Source organism: Candidatus Bathyarchaeota archaeon (assembly GCA_026014735.1).
GTDB lineage: Archaea > Thermoproteota > Bathyarchaeia > Bathyarchaeales > Bathycorpusculaceae > Bathycorpusculum.
In genome coordinates, this window is record JAOZHT010000002.1 from 834,529 (window position 1) to 849,880 (window position 15,352).

General features: G+C 44.4%; 17 protein-coding genes. 8 read left to right on the forward strand and 9 right to left on the reverse strand.

Features of this window, described 5'->3' with window-relative positions:
• Position 1 precedes the first annotated feature (1 nt).
• The 7 genes from NWE93_10220 to NWE93_10250 form a co-directional block, all read right to left on the reverse strand.
• On the reverse strand, positions 2-955 hold the full coding sequence (locus NWE93_10220; protein MCW4000603.1) for a hypothetical protein: 954 nt from the start codon (positions 953-955) through the stop codon (positions 2-4).
• 5 nt (positions 956-960) lie between these two features.
• Positions 961-1,389, reverse strand: a complete 429-nt coding sequence (locus tag NWE93_10225; GenBank protein MCW4000604.1) for a DUF2190 family protein — start codon at positions 1,387-1,389, stop codon at positions 961-963.
• Positions 1,390-1,471: 82 nt separating this feature from the next.
• Positions 1,472-2,065 (reverse strand): hypothetical protein, encoded by a 594-nt coding sequence (locus tag NWE93_10230; protein ID MCW4000605.1) that lies wholly within the window; start codon positions 2,063-2,065, stop codon positions 1,472-1,474.
• Between the two features lie 258 nt (positions 2,066-2,323).
• Positions 2,324-3,433: a CHAT domain-containing protein gene (locus NWE93_10235; protein MCW4000606.1), complete on the reverse strand. Its 1,110-nt coding sequence runs from the start codon at positions 3,431-3,433 to the stop codon at positions 2,324-2,326.
• 49 nt (positions 3,434-3,482) lie between these two features.
• Positions 3,483-3,686, reverse strand: a complete 204-nt coding sequence (locus NWE93_10240; protein ID MCW4000607.1) for a LuxR C-terminal-related transcriptional regulator — start codon at positions 3,684-3,686, stop codon at positions 3,483-3,485.
• A gap of 2 nt (positions 3,687-3,688) precedes the next feature.
• Positions 3,689-4,246: a hypothetical protein gene (locus NWE93_10245; protein MCW4000608.1), complete on the reverse strand. Its 558-nt coding sequence runs from the start codon at positions 4,244-4,246 to the stop codon at positions 3,689-3,691.
• Between the two features lie 149 nt (positions 4,247-4,395).
• Complete coding sequence (locus tag NWE93_10250) at positions 4,396-5,346, reverse strand: hypothetical protein (GenBank protein MCW4000609.1); 951 nt, start codon at positions 5,344-5,346, stop codon at positions 4,396-4,398.
• Positions 5,347-5,739: 393 nt separating this feature from the next.
• On the opposite strand from NWE93_10250, the gene NWE93_10255 reads away from it, so the two are divergent.
• From NWE93_10255 to NWE93_10275, 5 genes are all read left to right on the forward strand, one after another.
• Entirely contained in the window at positions 5,740-6,381 is a 642-nt protein-coding gene (locus NWE93_10255; GenBank protein ID MCW4000610.1) for a hypothetical protein, read from the forward strand.
• Positions 6,382-6,472: 91 nt separating this feature from the next.
• Positions 6,473-8,893 (forward strand): DEAD/DEAH box helicase, encoded by a 2,421-nt coding sequence (locus NWE93_10260; GenBank protein MCW4000611.1) that lies wholly within the window; start codon positions 6,473-6,475, stop codon positions 8,891-8,893.
• 239 nt (positions 8,894-9,132) lie between these two features.
• On the forward strand, positions 9,133-9,582 hold the full coding sequence (locus NWE93_10265; protein ID MCW4000612.1) for a 50S ribosomal protein L35ae: 450 nt from the start codon (positions 9,133-9,135) through the stop codon (positions 9,580-9,582).
• Between the two features lie 45 nt (positions 9,583-9,627).
• The gene (locus NWE93_10270; protein ID MCW4000613.1) at positions 9,628-9,870 is read left to right on the forward strand and encodes a hypothetical protein; all 243 of its coding nucleotides are present in this window, start codon (positions 9,628-9,630) and stop codon (positions 9,868-9,870) included.
• Between the two features lie 110 nt (positions 9,871-9,980).
• Positions 9,981-10,220: a DUF4177 domain-containing protein gene (locus NWE93_10275; protein MCW4000614.1), complete on the forward strand. Its 240-nt coding sequence runs from the start codon at positions 9,981-9,983 to the stop codon at positions 10,218-10,220.
• Positions 10,221-10,247: 27 nt separating this feature from the next.
• On the opposite strand, the gene NWE93_10280 is transcribed toward NWE93_10275, so the two are convergent.
• Entirely contained in the window at positions 10,248-10,775 is a 528-nt protein-coding gene (locus NWE93_10280; GenBank protein ID MCW4000615.1) for a hypothetical protein, read from the reverse strand.
• 1,414 nt (positions 10,776-12,189) lie between these two features.
• Between NWE93_10280 and NWE93_10285 the strand changes: the two genes are divergently transcribed.
• The 3 genes from NWE93_10285 to NWE93_10295 all read left to right on the forward strand — a co-directional run bounded on the left by NWE93_10285 (position 12,190) and on the right by NWE93_10295 (position 14,368).
• Positions 12,190-12,747 carry a hypothetical protein gene (locus tag NWE93_10285; GenBank protein ID MCW4000616.1) on the forward strand — a complete coding sequence of 186 codons (558 nt, stop codon included), beginning with the start codon at positions 12,190-12,192 and terminating at the stop codon, positions 12,745-12,747.
• A 5-nt stretch (positions 12,748-12,752) separates the two neighbouring features.
• Entirely contained in the window at positions 12,753-13,124 is a 372-nt protein-coding gene (locus NWE93_10290; GenBank protein MCW4000617.1) for a GNAT family N-acetyltransferase, read from the forward strand.
• Between the two features lie 308 nt (positions 13,125-13,432).
• Positions 13,433-14,368, forward strand: coding sequence for a PTO1314 family radical SAM protein (locus NWE93_10295; GenBank protein MCW4000618.1), 936 nt, complete (start codon positions 13,433-13,435; stop codon positions 14,366-14,368).
• Positions 14,369-14,435: 67 nt separating this feature from the next.
• On the opposite strand, the gene NWE93_10300 is transcribed toward NWE93_10295, so the two are convergent.
• On the reverse strand, positions 14,436-14,783 hold the full coding sequence (locus tag NWE93_10300; protein ID MCW4000619.1) for a hypothetical protein: 348 nt from the start codon (positions 14,781-14,783) through the stop codon (positions 14,436-14,438).
• Positions 14,784-15,352: the final 569 nt, after the last annotated feature.

Genomic DNA, 15,352 nt, shown 5'->3' on the forward strand with positions numbered 1-15,352 from the left:
CTTAGGTCATGGTCTGCTTTACGTTGGTCATTCGGGCAATAGCTTTAGAGCGAAGGATACCAGCGCCAAACCTTGTGGTTCCACGGACGCCGTACTTGCCAGTTTTGACGTCTTCCCAGTCTTCAACGGTGACGTCTCGCCTCAGAAGCATAACTGATGCCACTCGGGTGTCAATTGCATACATTGTTCCGTTTGGTACCAGAGTGCTTGATTGCACGGTCATGCCAAGTACGCTTCCGATGGTGCCTTGTGCGATGTCGGTTTCACTGCTTGGCAGGTAGACAGATTTTACGAATTTGTCATCGTTTAGCAATTGGTGTAGTTGCATCTCGTTGACGGCTAACACGTTGGGGCGCCAGTGTTCTCTTCGGACAGCCTCATGCAAACTCAGAAGTGACGCCCAGCTAGCGACAAGACCGCCGCCAGCTAACTCAGCGCCTGTTGCTAAGTCAGCGGCTTGAACTGCAGCGTACAATGCCAAGATTACTTCGGTTTCGTTTTGTCCAAGTGCTCTACCTACGTTGTCAACGGCTTTGCTCATAACGTTCCAAGTGGCATCTTCGAGGTATTCGCGGGACCATTCATCAGAGGATTCGGCTAGCTGGTTAGTGTAGATGTCTACTGTGGAGGGTTTCTTTGAGCTTAGCCTTGTTACTGCGCCTTCTGCATAGCGGTAGCCAACTGCGCCTGCGTCAAGTGGGAAACGCTCCATCGCTTCAGTGGTCGGCATGACTGTAATGATGTTTCTGCCAATCAACTCAGGCCATGCAGCATCCACCATGGTATCGTGCATTCTGCCAAGAGCGCTTGCCATATCGCTGAAGAAGCCTTCTTTCACGCCCATCTGCGAGTAGCGTTTGAGGAATGGGTGGTCGGCTTTCTGCTTGAGTTTCTCATAGACTTCTCGCTGGTCGTTTTGTTTTGCCATTAGGGCTTCAAAAAGTCGAGGTTTCATCGTTATCACTTTTCGACATCGATGAATAGTAGATCGCCGTCGGTTGTGGTTGATTCAAGGGCTGTGCCGAGTTTGCGGTTGTAGAATATGGTGTAGGTTGCGGCGCCGCCTTCGTTGACTGCTTGGTCAACCAGTGGGGCTACTTTGTTGCTTCCGGCTGCGCAGACTGCTTTTCCGCGTGTTATGGCTCCGTTTGCTGTAACTTTTACTCTGCCACGTTTAAGCACCGGACACATTTCCGCTGCCAAAACCGTTTTTGTGGCAACGCCTATAGCATCATCTCCGCCTGGGCTAGCCGAAACTTTATCATCGGCGCTTAAGTAGACGGGTGAGCCTTTGGTGATACCAGCAACAGCTTCATAAGATTCGATGATGGCGTTTGGGTCGTCGGTTTCTCCAACAGCCATCCAAGCTTTGCCTGTTCTATCAGTCATCTAATCAATTCGATTCTCTGTTTTGAATTTCCCAAAGTTCGTCCTTTGGTACTCTCCCTCATAGAAATGAGCATAAACACAGCTAGCTGCCTCCAGCTTTCTGCTCTAGCTGCATAACTACTCGGCGCAGTTCCTGACACATGCGCTGTGGTCCTAAACTCCAGCTTCGCTGAACCATAGTCGAGGGCAAAACGGCTTCAACCATTTTAGCAGCTTCATAAATAGCTATCATCTTGGGCGGATTCTTCAGCAAGCCGTCACCCGGGACTTGTTTGCGCAGGTCCTCGATGGTTTTTTGCGCCTCAGTTAACTTGCCCTCTGTTTGAGTAAGTTTTTCTAAAACTTGCACGTTAGTCTCGGGAATACCGGGAACAGCTACAAGGCTTAACTCGGCATTATGCAATCCATGCGGAACCTTGCCATCGACAAGATCGACGGCTTCATAGTCTGCGCCGACGCTGACATGCTGAATTAGGCCTTTGCGGATTTTCTCAGCTGTTGCCTCGTCGTAAATTTCTGCTTCATACCAGAGGTTGTGGCCATCCCAATCGGTCTTTGTGACTTTGCCTATTGCGTTGGGAACGGCAACATGCTCGATATAGACTGGAGAATTGGCCAGTTTGCTCGTGAAGGCTTGCAACTCCTCAGAAGTGTAGATGTTGTGGTTTCGACTCATGCCACTGCACATGGCAACGCCACGAATACTCAAGGGTTTACCTGACAGAGCTTCAAGAACAGTGAAAGGTAAAAGTGAAGCTACATGCTCTCTAAGCCGCTTGCATTCTTTACAACCAACGCCATCCTGAGACATAACTAAATCGCAAAAACAAGCCGTAACAATAGATTAATGGCTTGAGAGCCTAAAAATGATAATATCAAAAAAAGGATAATGTATGCGGAATACAAAGCACTTTAGCGATTTACTGTCTGTAGTTTACCCCATCGTTAACATATCGTTTCTGTCAAGCGTGGGTGGACCATACAAAATATAGGCTGGCCAGCTGAAGATTGTATCTGACGCACCCTTCTTTGCCTCATTCCGTGCTAGTTGCATTGCTTCACCAAGACTATGATTTTTATATCCTAGAAACTTTCGATAAAAGACATCTGCAAAAGTTAACGCCTCTGGTTCAAGAACGCTCCACATGGTTCCAATAAACGCATTGCCTCCTTCGTTCGCCAGTGCATAAGCCCAACTATACGGTTTCCAAGTCACCTTTCCATTTTTCGGGGCATCAATGCAGGATTCGCATGCGTTAAAGAATGAAAGACTCGGCGCTGATGATTTCTTTAGTATAGCCGAAAGCTCGCTTGCCCATAAATCCTTGTCAGCAAGGAAAATCTTGGCTTTATTCCAACTAGTTCCACCATGACCCGTGAAGTGGAAAAGGTCTACCCCTTCTTTAAGTTCATCAACTACAGCTTGCCATGTCGCCTTTTTTCCTACAAGGTACTTTACGGGTATGTCATTACTCTCTAGAGTCATTCTAACCCTATCTGCTTCATCTTCTGCGTTCGCTAATACGCCGACTTCTGGTCTGCAATCGTAGTTTAACCCAACAACCAAAGCTTTTCTACGTCTGCTTTTCACAGGCGAAGGAGACCATGATAAGGCGGGTACGATTCTAAGATGCCCTAAGCAGACTGCTTGACAAAACATCATAGGCTCAGGTAAGCCTTTGATCTTAGAAATACGACCTAATTCCCAGGGTATTTTAACAGTCTCTTTATCAAGTGCAAGGGCTATACTGCTGTTCCCATCTGCCTCGAAAGCCAGATTTCGTAATATCCGTGAAAGGATACTGCCAATCTTACTCTGCAAGATATTAAGACTATAATTAAAGTCGGTTAGTTTCGGCCTTTGATTAGTATTACCCATCATTTCGACTATCGTTTGATAGTGAATTTGTATTTTCTTTTGGGTTTGAGTATCGATTTTTTCAACTATTTCCATAACTTGCATTGAGGATGGATCGGTAAGCTCGCATTCAAGTTTGTTATCTGTCTTTGCCCTAATTCGTAAAATTGGGTAGTCCTTGGTCATAACGTTGTGATTGAAGCTTACTGAATTTAAGATTTACGAATTTTACCCTTTAGCTTTTAGGGATAATATGTTTGGATTTCAGGCTGTCGATAAATTGTAAATCAGCCTTTGCAGTCTCAAGTTTCTTGAGAGCCGTCTTTCGGGCACGGTAAACGTTTGGTGTCTCTATTTTCAACTTCTTGGCAATTTGATAATCACTTAAGCCCTCTGAATTTAACCGCAAAATCTTCCGCTCACGCTCTGTCAATGCCATAACTATGTCTCCTCTTCAGAAGCGCTATGCAGAGTCACGCCTTCGGCTAGCAAGTCTTTCTCTGATGCTTTGTAGGCGTCTACACCAAAGCTCGTCATAGCCCAGCACCAGCCCCGCCGCTCAACAACCGCCGAATCCAGTTCCTTATCCAGCCGCTTGTTCATGCGTACAATCCGTCGAGTAACCTGATGACGGGCAATCTTGAACTCAACCAATTTGGCGGCTATGTCTTTAGGCAACAGCCCGGGAGCGCCTGCTTCAAACAGCACCTGAAGAATGGCTTTGTCAACTTCATCTTCACAGGCTGCCTCTTCGATAAGTGACTTCTCAAAGTGCAGTGAATCCTTCAGGCCTGCAAAGATTACTCTGAGCAGCAACTTGATTTCGGCGACGTCTTGGTCGAGTTTCTTGTCTTTGGCAAGTAGGTACTTGAGTTTTCCAACCTTGTCGGCTTGGCTACGCTTAGCTTTTGGCACTTTCTGGGCTGAAATTGGCATGTTTTGAACAGGTTCATCGCTTGCTTCCATCTCAAAATGCACACTCCAAGGTTTTCGTTCCATAAACGCTCACGACTTTTAGCACTCGGCAATCTACACCAAGCAACCGTAGAAAAGCAACTTCCAAAAAGCATGGACTTTTTCCATGCCCTTGGCATACCGCTAAAAGTGCTTTTGAACAGGTTTCCGCATCCAAAAACGCCCCAAGAAGCCTAAGAGACATAGCCGTTACCTCCATCAGCAGAAGCTTTAGCCACGCCTTGACTGCCCTCAGGATCAGCAAGCTTGCTTAGAACCTCAGCAACCTTCGCTATATCGTAGCCCATCCTGTCAAGCTTGGTTAGGCTGCCTGCGATTTTCTCCAAATCGTACAGAACATTACCCATTTGTCCCTCCAGCTTTTTGACTCGCTCAGGCATCAGCAAATACTCGACGGCTGCGTCACGGCCAAGATGGTCAAGCTCGCCCTCGTCTTCTCCCGGGCTATCATCAATAACCCGTTTAGGAGAGCTCACGGTAAAATAGCGATTCAGCAAATTGGCGACTGGGTCGTCGATTCCCAGCTCATGGCGCTTGTTAATCTGCCCCTCACCCAAGACACAACCATACTTATTCGACAAGCCCTTAGCGACTCGATCAGCTAAGTTCTTAGCCAAAGTCACTAGCTCTCCTGGGCTGCGACCATACAGTGTCTCAACATGCACAATCCAAGACGTCGTCGTATGCCTGACCTTAACGCCTTGTTCTAAACCCAAAAGAGCCGTCCAATTCTGCATCTCAATCCGCTTAAAATCGCCCAATGGATAAACCCCCTCACGCAAGACTGGATACTTGAAAAAGCACCTATGCAGTCGGAAGACGCCGCTGCTGAAGAGAACGCCCTCACATGATATGAGAAAGTTTTGACCTTTCTCGGTTAACTCGTAATCGACAAAATTGCTGCGCTTCAAGCGGCGAATTAAACCAGCCTTTTCCATCTTTGCTACATAGTAAGCTACGTGCTGTTTGCTCCATCCACGGGCACGCCCTATCTTGGCAGGGTACATTTTGACCTCTATGCCCTTGAGGATGGGGATGACTCGGGAGCGTACAGTAGAGAAGTCAAATTTGACTTTGGACTTTGAAACGCCAAAATTTTGACTTCTATCTGGTTGCTCTGCCAAAAACTTAGCGCCTCCTGGATTGTTTAAAGTTGTCGCAGGCGTCAGAGGAAGCCACACGGCCTACTGATCTTCTGCCCTGCATCGTCGGTTCCGAGCAGCGCCCACACCAAAAAACGCAGTCCATACAGAAGGAGCCTTGAGAGAAAGCTTCAGGCGATTTAATGTTTGCACTAAAAACGTCAGATTGCCTTAAAAAGAAAGAAGAAAAAAAGGAAGATTTAGCGAAAAGAAACCTTGTTGGTATGGCGATATCGCCATAAGGTTGGGAGTCCGAATCCCACCCCCTGCACCATTGTTTTGTTTTTTCTTACAGCAGCGGAGCCGACTACCAGAAACCATCAACTATTCTGAATTCCGCAAACTACATAAGCCCAAAATATAGCATCAAGGTCTATGTCACTCAACATTAAGAAGATAATGGCTGGCATCTGGTATCTCGCCCTGATCATTGTCGTGGTGGATGCACTCTTAGAGTGGGGCTACCCACATAGCGACTACTACCCTGGACCTTGGCAGCCAATCACACAACTGCTCGCCCTACTTCTTGTCTTAGCAACAGGCATCCCAATAATGCTATATCTATGGAAAAAAACACCCAGTCGCAAACTCTTCTTCGCTCTTCTGGCAAGCACGCTCATAATGGTAACTGTCCTCACCCCTCATGCTATGGCCTCAGTCGAACGAAGAGCCCGAGCACAATGGTACATCGACGACCTAAAATCGCAAGGCTTAAACATTGTTGATGCGGGTTCAAACCATTATCGCCATGGCGGAGGAGCTACACGCATCGAAAACTACTCCGACGTTACCCCAACCGCCAAAGCCATAAACTGCAGTAGGATTCAGGTTCGCTGTGGAACCCCGACCAGTTTCCTATTCTTCATGGGAGACGGACTGCAGCTCGTCTTCTGGGCGGATCCACCAGACGGCGTATATCAATATGGCGGCGAATACCTATACTATGCACCCTACGACTCAAGCAGAGGCATAATACTGCTACCAGAAGAACTCGACCCAATACCGACATTACGCTAACATGGATACTGCAAAAAATGCTCCATGGAGGAGTACAATTTTAAATGATAGAGCTTTTATAATGACATAAGCGGTTGTAGTTAGAGAAAAGTTGCCGTCTTCTTACTACTGCAAAAAATGTGGCAAAACCCACACTTACCGAGAATACGCCCAGAGCTTATTCTGCAAGGAATGCGGCACCTTTCTAACACAGGGCAACAAACCAAGTAATTTCATGCCTCCGTCCCAAATCAAAAAGCCGTCCCAACCCAAACCAGCAAACCTTCCCCAAAGAGAAGCCCTCCCGCCGAAAGCGCAAACCCAACAAACCCCTATTGCACACATTCAAGAAATTCCTGCACAAGACGCCTGCTACGGAGAACTGGAAAAGCCCCTTCCGGAAAACATAAGCGCCTACCTGCAAAGCAAGGGAATCAAGTTTTATTCGCATCAGGCGGAAGCCATAAACAAAGCAAGGCAAGGAAAAAACGTAATCATCGGCACCCAAACGGCTTCAGGAAAAACCTTGGCGTTTAACATCCCCGTTTTTGACGCCCTCGCAAACGATGAGAAAGCAACGGCACTCTACCTTTACCCCTCAAAAGCCCTGACAAACGACCAGCTTAAAGTTTTACAGGAAATCGAGGCAGGCACCGGCATCAAAGCAGACTCTAACGTTTACGACGGCGACACACCAAAAGAACAACGCTCATTCATAAGGGAAAACTCGAGAATTATTTTGACTAACCCTTACGGTTTGCATCTGTACCTGCCCTGGCATAACCTCTGGCGGCGTTTTTTCCAGAACCTAAAGTACATAGTGCTTGATGAAGCGCATGTTTATCGGGGCGTTTTCGGCTCAAACGTAGCCATGCTTCTGCGAAGACTGCTGAGAATCTGCAGTTTCTACCACGCTGACCCCCAAATCATACTTTCATCAGCAACCATAGCTAACCCGCAGGAACACGCGAAGAAACTAACCGGAAAAGATTTCGAGATAGTTTCAAACGATGGCTCCCCAAGAGGCAAAAAATCATTCATCTTCTGGAATCCGCCCTTCATTAACCCGCAGAAAACAATTCGCTACTCAACGCATCAAGAAACCAAAGGCCTTCTAACCGCAAGCGTCATGAAAAACTTGCAAACGCTCTGCTTTACGACCTCGCGGCAGATGGCTGAGCTTATAACAAGATGGACCAAAGAAGACCTGAAGCGAAGAAACCCCAAGCTGTACAGCGCAGTAACTGCCTACCGGGCAGGATACCTTCCGCAAGAGCGGCGTGACATAGAGAATCGGCTGAAGAACAAGAGCTTAATAGGTTTGGTTTCAACAAACGCGTTAGAGCTCGGCATCGATATTGGCTCATTGGATGCAGTGATTATTTCGGGTTACCCGGGAACCGTCATTTCGACGTGGCAGCAGGCGGGACGTGCGGGTAGAAGCAGAAACGATTCAACCGTAACTTTGGTTGCCTTCCAAAACCCCCTTGACCAGTACTTCATGAAGCACCCAAAAGACTTCTTTGACCGACCCCATGAGCAGGCAATCATTGACTTGCACAATCGGCAAATCACTTCAGGCCACATCATGTGTGCAGCCGAAGAGCTACCCCTAACCGACGAGGACCAAAAATTTTTCCCAGAAGTCTACAAAGAAAGCATCCAAATCCTTGCAGAAAAAAACCTCCTCAAAAAAACCCCGCAAGGCTGGACTTACAGTGGACAAGAGCGGGCAACCAGACTTGTTAACCTTGACAGCATCAGCGGAAAAACCGTAACAGTACTCTGCAGCGGGCGCATTCTTGAAACGTTGCCCTTAAACAAGGCTTATGAAGAAACCCATCCGGGCGCAATTCTGCTGCATCAAGGAGAAACCTACCGCTCAGAAGAACTAAACCTCACCAATTGCACTGCGACGGTTCGCAAGGAAAACACCAACTATTATACTGAAACCCAGAAAACCGTTGAAGTAGCAATCAAGAACACACTGGCGCAAAAACATCAAGGCCTCAAAACTGCGTTAGGCGAATTGACAATCACTGAGAGTTACCCGTCGTACGTAGTGAAATCCAACGATGTAGTCATCAAGAAACATACGCTTGATTTGCCTTCTTCGTCTTTCCAAACGGTAGGATTGTGGTTTACTGTTCCCCAACAGATAAGAGAAGAAATCGAGGCGGCGGGCTTGGATTTTGATGGCGGCTTGCATGCTCTTGAACACGCGATTATTGCGATGGCGCCGATGTTTGCTATGTGCGACCGCTGGGATATAGGCGGGTTGTCAACAGCCGACCATGCGGACACGGCCGAACCAACGGTCTTTGTTTACGATGGCTTTGAGGGGGGAATCGGGATTTCGGAAAACCTTTACTCAAACATTAAGCCGCTTCTGGAGAAAACGTTAGAGTTGATTGGGACCTGTGAATGCAAGGAAGGGTGCCCATCATGCATTTATTCGCCTAAATGTGGAAACGGGAATGAACCATTAGATAAGAAGGCAGCACACATTATCCTGCAACGTTTAATAAAATGAATCCCGAGACGTCTTTCAAAAGCTAAGGAAATCATTTTGTAACTTAGGAGATTAACTTTGCCGAGAAAGCCTGTGATTATGGAGTGAAGGCTTAATTGCTCAAAGACGCGGTAGGTATCTACCAACCCAAAGCAGCGACTTCAGAATAAAAAGCCAACAGCTATAACGATGACTATTCCCGCGGAAAGATAACCGTATGACTTACGAAGGGTACATTTGCCCAATTTGCAGGGCTGAGTGTGCAAATCTCAGTGAACTACTGGAGTACAGCCTCAAGAAACACAAGTCTTAGAAGAAAGATTTTCAACCAAAAGTTCATGCCCCTAACTAACTACAGGTTTTTTCTATCGAAGAATAAGCAAGAAGTACCTTTAAGAGATAGAAGGTTCCTTAAGATGCCGTTTATACTGGTGTATATTTTGTCTCAGAAAGTTTATGGAACAATAACAAATTATCGGATCGGACCTAAATCGCAGGCTTCAAAAGTATGCCTAATCGAATTCGAAGGCGTTGACTCTGCCGGGTCAGCTGGTAAACTGATAGGGCAAAAGGTTAAGTGGAGAAACGAATCAACATCGCTTTTAGGGAGAGTTACGGGTCTGCATGGCAGAAACGGAGTGGTTAAAGTAACATTCAAACATGGCGTTCCCGGTCAAGCAATAGGAACAGCTGTTGAAATTATAAGTTAGTTAAACACTGGGGATTAAATTAATTAGCAATTTGGTAAGCGTAAGATGAAGACAATTAAAGGTTGGAGAACGATCAGCAAAGAAGGCGGCTACCTTAACGAAAACACAGGGCAGACTTTGACTATTAGCAAAAAGCAATTCGGCCAAACCTACCATGTGTCACTTTTTGTCGGGAAAAAAACCGATGAAGCTGATAGCAAACGCATCTCACCCGAGTTCGCAACAACCTCCAAAGCCCAAGCCTACGCCTTTAATTTGATGGAGAAACATCCAAACGGTATAGCGTAACGGTTTCTTATTTTATTGGGGACAGAAAGCAGCCTATTGCTTAATTGCAGCAAACACTAAAAGCAAAGTATTAAATGCCCTGGAACGTGAAGAGAACTGTGGATTTTACTATGTACGAATACAAAGTGGTTTATTGGGAGGATGAAACAGGGGACTTTTTTATTGGAACATCCGTAAAATCGAAGTTCCAACAGGAAATAAATGAATTGTCACAAGAGGGCTGGGTTGTAAAATTCTCTAACCTAGCCGCATTACCCCCTACGAATGCTGAAAAAAGAAGAATTAGCGTCTACGCCATGCTTGAGAGAGAAAAAATTCCCGCCCCCTTTAGAGAACGCTCTAAAAAATAGGTCATAGCCCCTTGGCCTTTTCAGTCATTAATGAGCGAAAATTAGCTTATACATATGTAACGCCTTTGAGCTCTTCACATATTCTTTAATCAATTGAGAATAATATTGCTTAGTTAATTTCCGTACCCTGACTTCGTCGCTTCCATATTTTAAGTGAAGCAACTCATGAATCAGCGCAGCTCTAGCTCTATTTCCCGCATACTCAACCAGTAGATATTGTCCATATTCCTTCCTGAATGCATCGCAAAACTTCAACGGTTTTGGGTAAATACGAATTTTTCCGTTAATGGTGTTACATTTTCCAGCAATAGTTAACCCATTTTTTCTTGGCGCAGGCAAAATTTCGATACTAATGCTATCAATATTTTTTTGAGGAATCCTTTCGATATTCAACATATCGGATAGAAATTCTTGAAAGATATTTTTGTTTAGCGCTTTGAGGGTAAAGCGGGAATATTTAAGATAGAAACCACTATTAACAGACAAATAGCAGTCGTTATCTTCGGTATTAGCTATTGATATTTTGCTGGCGAGTACATTACTTTGTTTTAACATTTTACATCTGTTAGTTTATAATTGATTGGTTTTAACGAGAAAAACGCTGTTTTTGCTTGCCTTAGCCGCCTTACGCGAGAATCCATATGCGTTAGGTCTACTTTCTGGGCTATGACTTGCAGAACATTGGATTCCTACAACCTGTTTATTTTGTGAGATCCAAACAATTCGTCCCGGTCTAGTGCATTCGGGGCATTGCGCAAAATCCCCTATTTGCAGCATTTTGAATCACCTTTTTTGTTGCTATTGTCATCTTTGCAGATTGCTTCTGCGCTGAAACCAAAAGTGATTTCTACAGACGACCTAAATGCGGCAACTATGATATTTAATATGTCAATATTTTGTTTCATTTCTCTCTCTTCTAGCGAAATTAAGAAAAGTAAAGTGTTTAGCTAAATTCTAAGCAGGAAGACTTTTCAGTGTATAATATGCACTACCAAGCTTATAAACAACTGAATCTTGAAGATGTTTTCGGAAACGCTTGATGTTGTTGATATCGTTTGAGTGGTGGTACGCTTTAGTGAGTTTTTACTCACAAAGAGGGCGATTTCATCGGCAATAGCCCGCTTTCGGGCTTAGTAGTTTTCTTCACACACAAAAAAGTACCTCCAAAACAGGATAAGTACCTCGTCTGAACTGAGGAAGCGCACAGGCACCTTATGATTACGAAAAAACAGCGCCCTCATAAAGCGATCCGCCACCTCTCCATTTCAAATATTTTTGTATTAATGAAAATTCGCAGGGGCATTCACCAACCTGCTCGCTCACAAAAGGGTTTTCATAATAGCATATGTTTATAAGTTATTGTGCACATAATATGATATGTACATAAGTGACTAAACAAAATAGTGATACGTAATCATGGGTCGAATAAGTGTAGATTTACCGGATGAGCTAGAAAAGCAACTCAGAATTAAGACAGTTCAGAAGTTTGGTGGAAAAAAAGGCGACCTATCCCGCGCCGTAGAAGACGCAATAAAAACATGGGTCATCAAAAAAGAATAAGCGCCAAAAGCTTACACTAACTGCGTTTTAGTGCCCTTTCTAACGAAGAAAGGTATTAGGGGAAGCCGACTAGCCTCAACGTGTGGTTTAAGATTGCGTAAGGAACCAAGTAGTCGTGGTCCCCCCGGTTTAGAAAATGTGCAGCGTGCAATCGCTAAAAGTTGAAAGACAAGGCTAACAAAAAATTAGCGCTTGTACAATATATCAAGACGGCAAACTCTCTCCCATGGATGAGGTTGACGGCAGAGTTAGCCGAGGACTTGAAAGAATTTCAAACAAGGCTCCGACTGCAGAAGAAACAAAGGTAGATTAATTATTTATGTTAAAAAGAATCGAAGACTTTAAGCAAATAATCAATAGCCAAAAACAAACAAGCTTCAACCTGAAGCTCAATGACCAAGTATTGGGAATGAGTTTTCTTGAAAACACGAAGTATGCATTAGCAGTCGTTCGAAAAACGCCCTACATCGATAACACCGCCCTTAAAGAGAAATACATCAAAAATCGAGAGTCCTATCACCAGAAAATGAACCTCGCGTTTCTCAGTAGAACAGGCAATATGTCCGTCGAAGCCTTTGACAACCTTTTCAGTGCAGTGGAATCAAATGACACCTCAACACTTTGGGAAAGAAAAGCCAGTCTTGCTAAGAGCATCAACGATAACAAAATAGATGTTATGGGCGCCCTCATAGGCGCGATTTCATCCTACATTAGCTCGATTGGAATTCTACTGCCCATAATACTTGGAGTTAATGAAAGCGGATTGGCAGCGTTCTCAAACTACCTTATCATAGCTTTCCTTGGGTTACTATTATTCGGATTATACGAAGGTTACTTTAGCCAATGTAGACTCAAAAGATTGGTTAAAGAACACAAAGAATACAGCTGTGAATTCAATGAAGTAACTGATCTACTCGAAAGAAAGAAAGATTTGCGAATCAGAGATAGACCGTTCCTCAAGGATTGATAGAATTGACCAAAATAGAAATTCTCGAAACTCAACAGGAAAGCGAATTAGACGATGAAACACTATTCACACTTTTTATTGACGGACAAATTGCATCTTGGGCTAAGACCACGCTGTACAGTAATTTAGAAGATATACATACTGCTTGCCTGGAAAAACGTAAAGGCTATGGTCGACTGCTGCTTGCTTTTATCGAAAAGACTGCCCGGGACCATTGTGCAACTTCGATGAGAACCAGCAATTTCGACGCTTGCAACGATGAAGCGACAAAATTCTTTACGAATGGAGGCTATGCGATTAATCCATCCATCTCTGGGTTGAGCACTTCTGTAAAAGCAACCAAATTCTTCAGTAAGCGATGGATTAGTGATGAATGAAGGGCGCTAAAACGGCTCCATACTCGGCACTATTCTATGGTGACTTTATTCGCTTACCATAAGTGGCAATTGAAGGATTCAAGTACCCCTTTGAAACTTAAAATATAGGTTAGCACTAATAAGGACATAGATTTGATTTTTATGCCTATTTCTCATTAACTTACCTGAGAAATGGGAAGAATTTTTGAAGGGTTAATACGAAGAACACGGGGAGTTGTAGGCAGGTTTCTAATTATTTTGTAGAAGAAAAAACCATTCGCCAATATTTAGAACCCATCTGGCTAGGAATTCGAGTTTACCGAGGCTTAATCTCAAACATGCTTGGTGCAAAGGTTCCACTCTTTTGTGGGCACAAGTTGACTTACAATTGCAACCTTCGCTGCAAAATGTGCCCTTTCTGGAAAAGACCCAGCCCCGATCCAAGCTTACCGCAAACGAAAGCCGTTCTGAAACAGATATACAATTCAGGCGCCGTTGGGGTAGCATTTGAAGGTGGGGAACCGTTGCTTAGGCGTGATTTGGTGGATATTCTTGCTTTTTCCCGGTCTCTGCCTTTGCATACCAGTCTAATAACAAACGGTACTCTGCTTAAATCCAGAATAGACGAGATAGCCCCCTACATTAACGGTGTCGTCTATGTTTCGTTGGATGGATTAGAGAAAACGCATGATGCCATAAGAGGCATCGATGGAAGCTTCAGAAAAGCCTTAGGAGGCATAAATGCAGCTAAGGAAAAAGTTCCTGTAACCATCAACATGACAGTAATGGCGGAGAACGTTGACGAAATCGAAAGCTTGGTAGAATTGGCCAAGAAGTTGGGAACAAAAATATCCATAGCCGTGGCACACGAATACTGCAACACCAACGCATCTTCACCCGCCAACGGTAGAGTACCGAAAATAGCACATAGACTCATCGAAATGAAACGGGAAGGTTACCCAATTGTTAATTCAATCGGTTACCTCAAAGTGATCGCTAATGAGAAAAACTGGCAATGCAAACCTTGGACTATGATAAACATTGACCCAAACGGGAAGGTTGTTTTGCCTTGCTATGTCCACAACAACTACGCAAGCAGCACTTCTATCTTTGAGGGGGGCATTAAAGCCGCTGTTTCAGGGTATGACTGGAAAAAAATAGAAAACTGCCGAAAATGCAGCCTTCACTGTTACGTCGAGCCTTCACTGGTGCTTTCAAGAGACATTAGCGCTTACATGCATTGGGCTTTTCATGTAAGTATCTGAGGTCTTGAAAACAAATATATCGAAACGGAACAGACACAGCTTGCCTGATACGTGAATAAGGGTCGCTCTATTCAGGAGCGTTAAGTATTGGTGAATGTTGGTCAATGTTTTCCCTGTTTGCCATAGCGCTTTCGCGTTTTTTTCTGAAACTTCTAAACCATTCTGATACGCTTTGTCCTGTCAAACGGTCAATACAATCGTTTCCTATGCGGAGTGTCTTGCCATCTTGGCTTTCAATAACAGAAACCTCGTATATCGGATAATTCCCACACACATCACATTGCCTGTAAGGTACTGCAAAGTAATTGTCGATTAAGCGATAAGTTTTGTTCTTATATTGGAACGGGCAAACTTTGCTAATGTACTTTGCGGCTGTTCTATTCAGCTCCAATAAATTATCGTCTGTTTTTGTCAAGTTAATCCACTTCAACTCTGAAAAATTGGTTCTGCCATTAACATTAAACCTTCTATGGCGGCTTCCCTTATTTCCCAAGTGCCTATGCTTACGATAAACAGCACACACTATTACTTAATGTTACTGAAGCACTTCCGTCTTTCTGCAAGGTCTTTTCGAGTAATAATTATACCTGCGAAATTAACAGTGAGCGCCAACAGTGAATGCTTAGAACTCACTTGTTCCCTAAACGTGTTTAAATCCCTGTAGGGCAATATATAGGTTGCAAAGTCAGCGGTTCTTTAACAGTTGAAATTGTCAAGTCTTCAGTCTCTTACTGGTCAAATCTGCCTTATTCGGCATGACTCATAGCTGTGAGTGGAGCCCCGTAAATTACTAAAACGCTGACTCTGCTAAAGAATACTAAACCTAACATTGAGGAATAATATGGCATATTTAACGCAAACCCAAAGTGGTCAACCTGTACTCATCTTGAAGGAAGGAACCACCCGAAGCAGAGGCAAAGAAGCCCAAAGAAACAACATTATGGCCGCCCAAGTCATCGGTGAAGTGCTTAAAACCACTCTGGG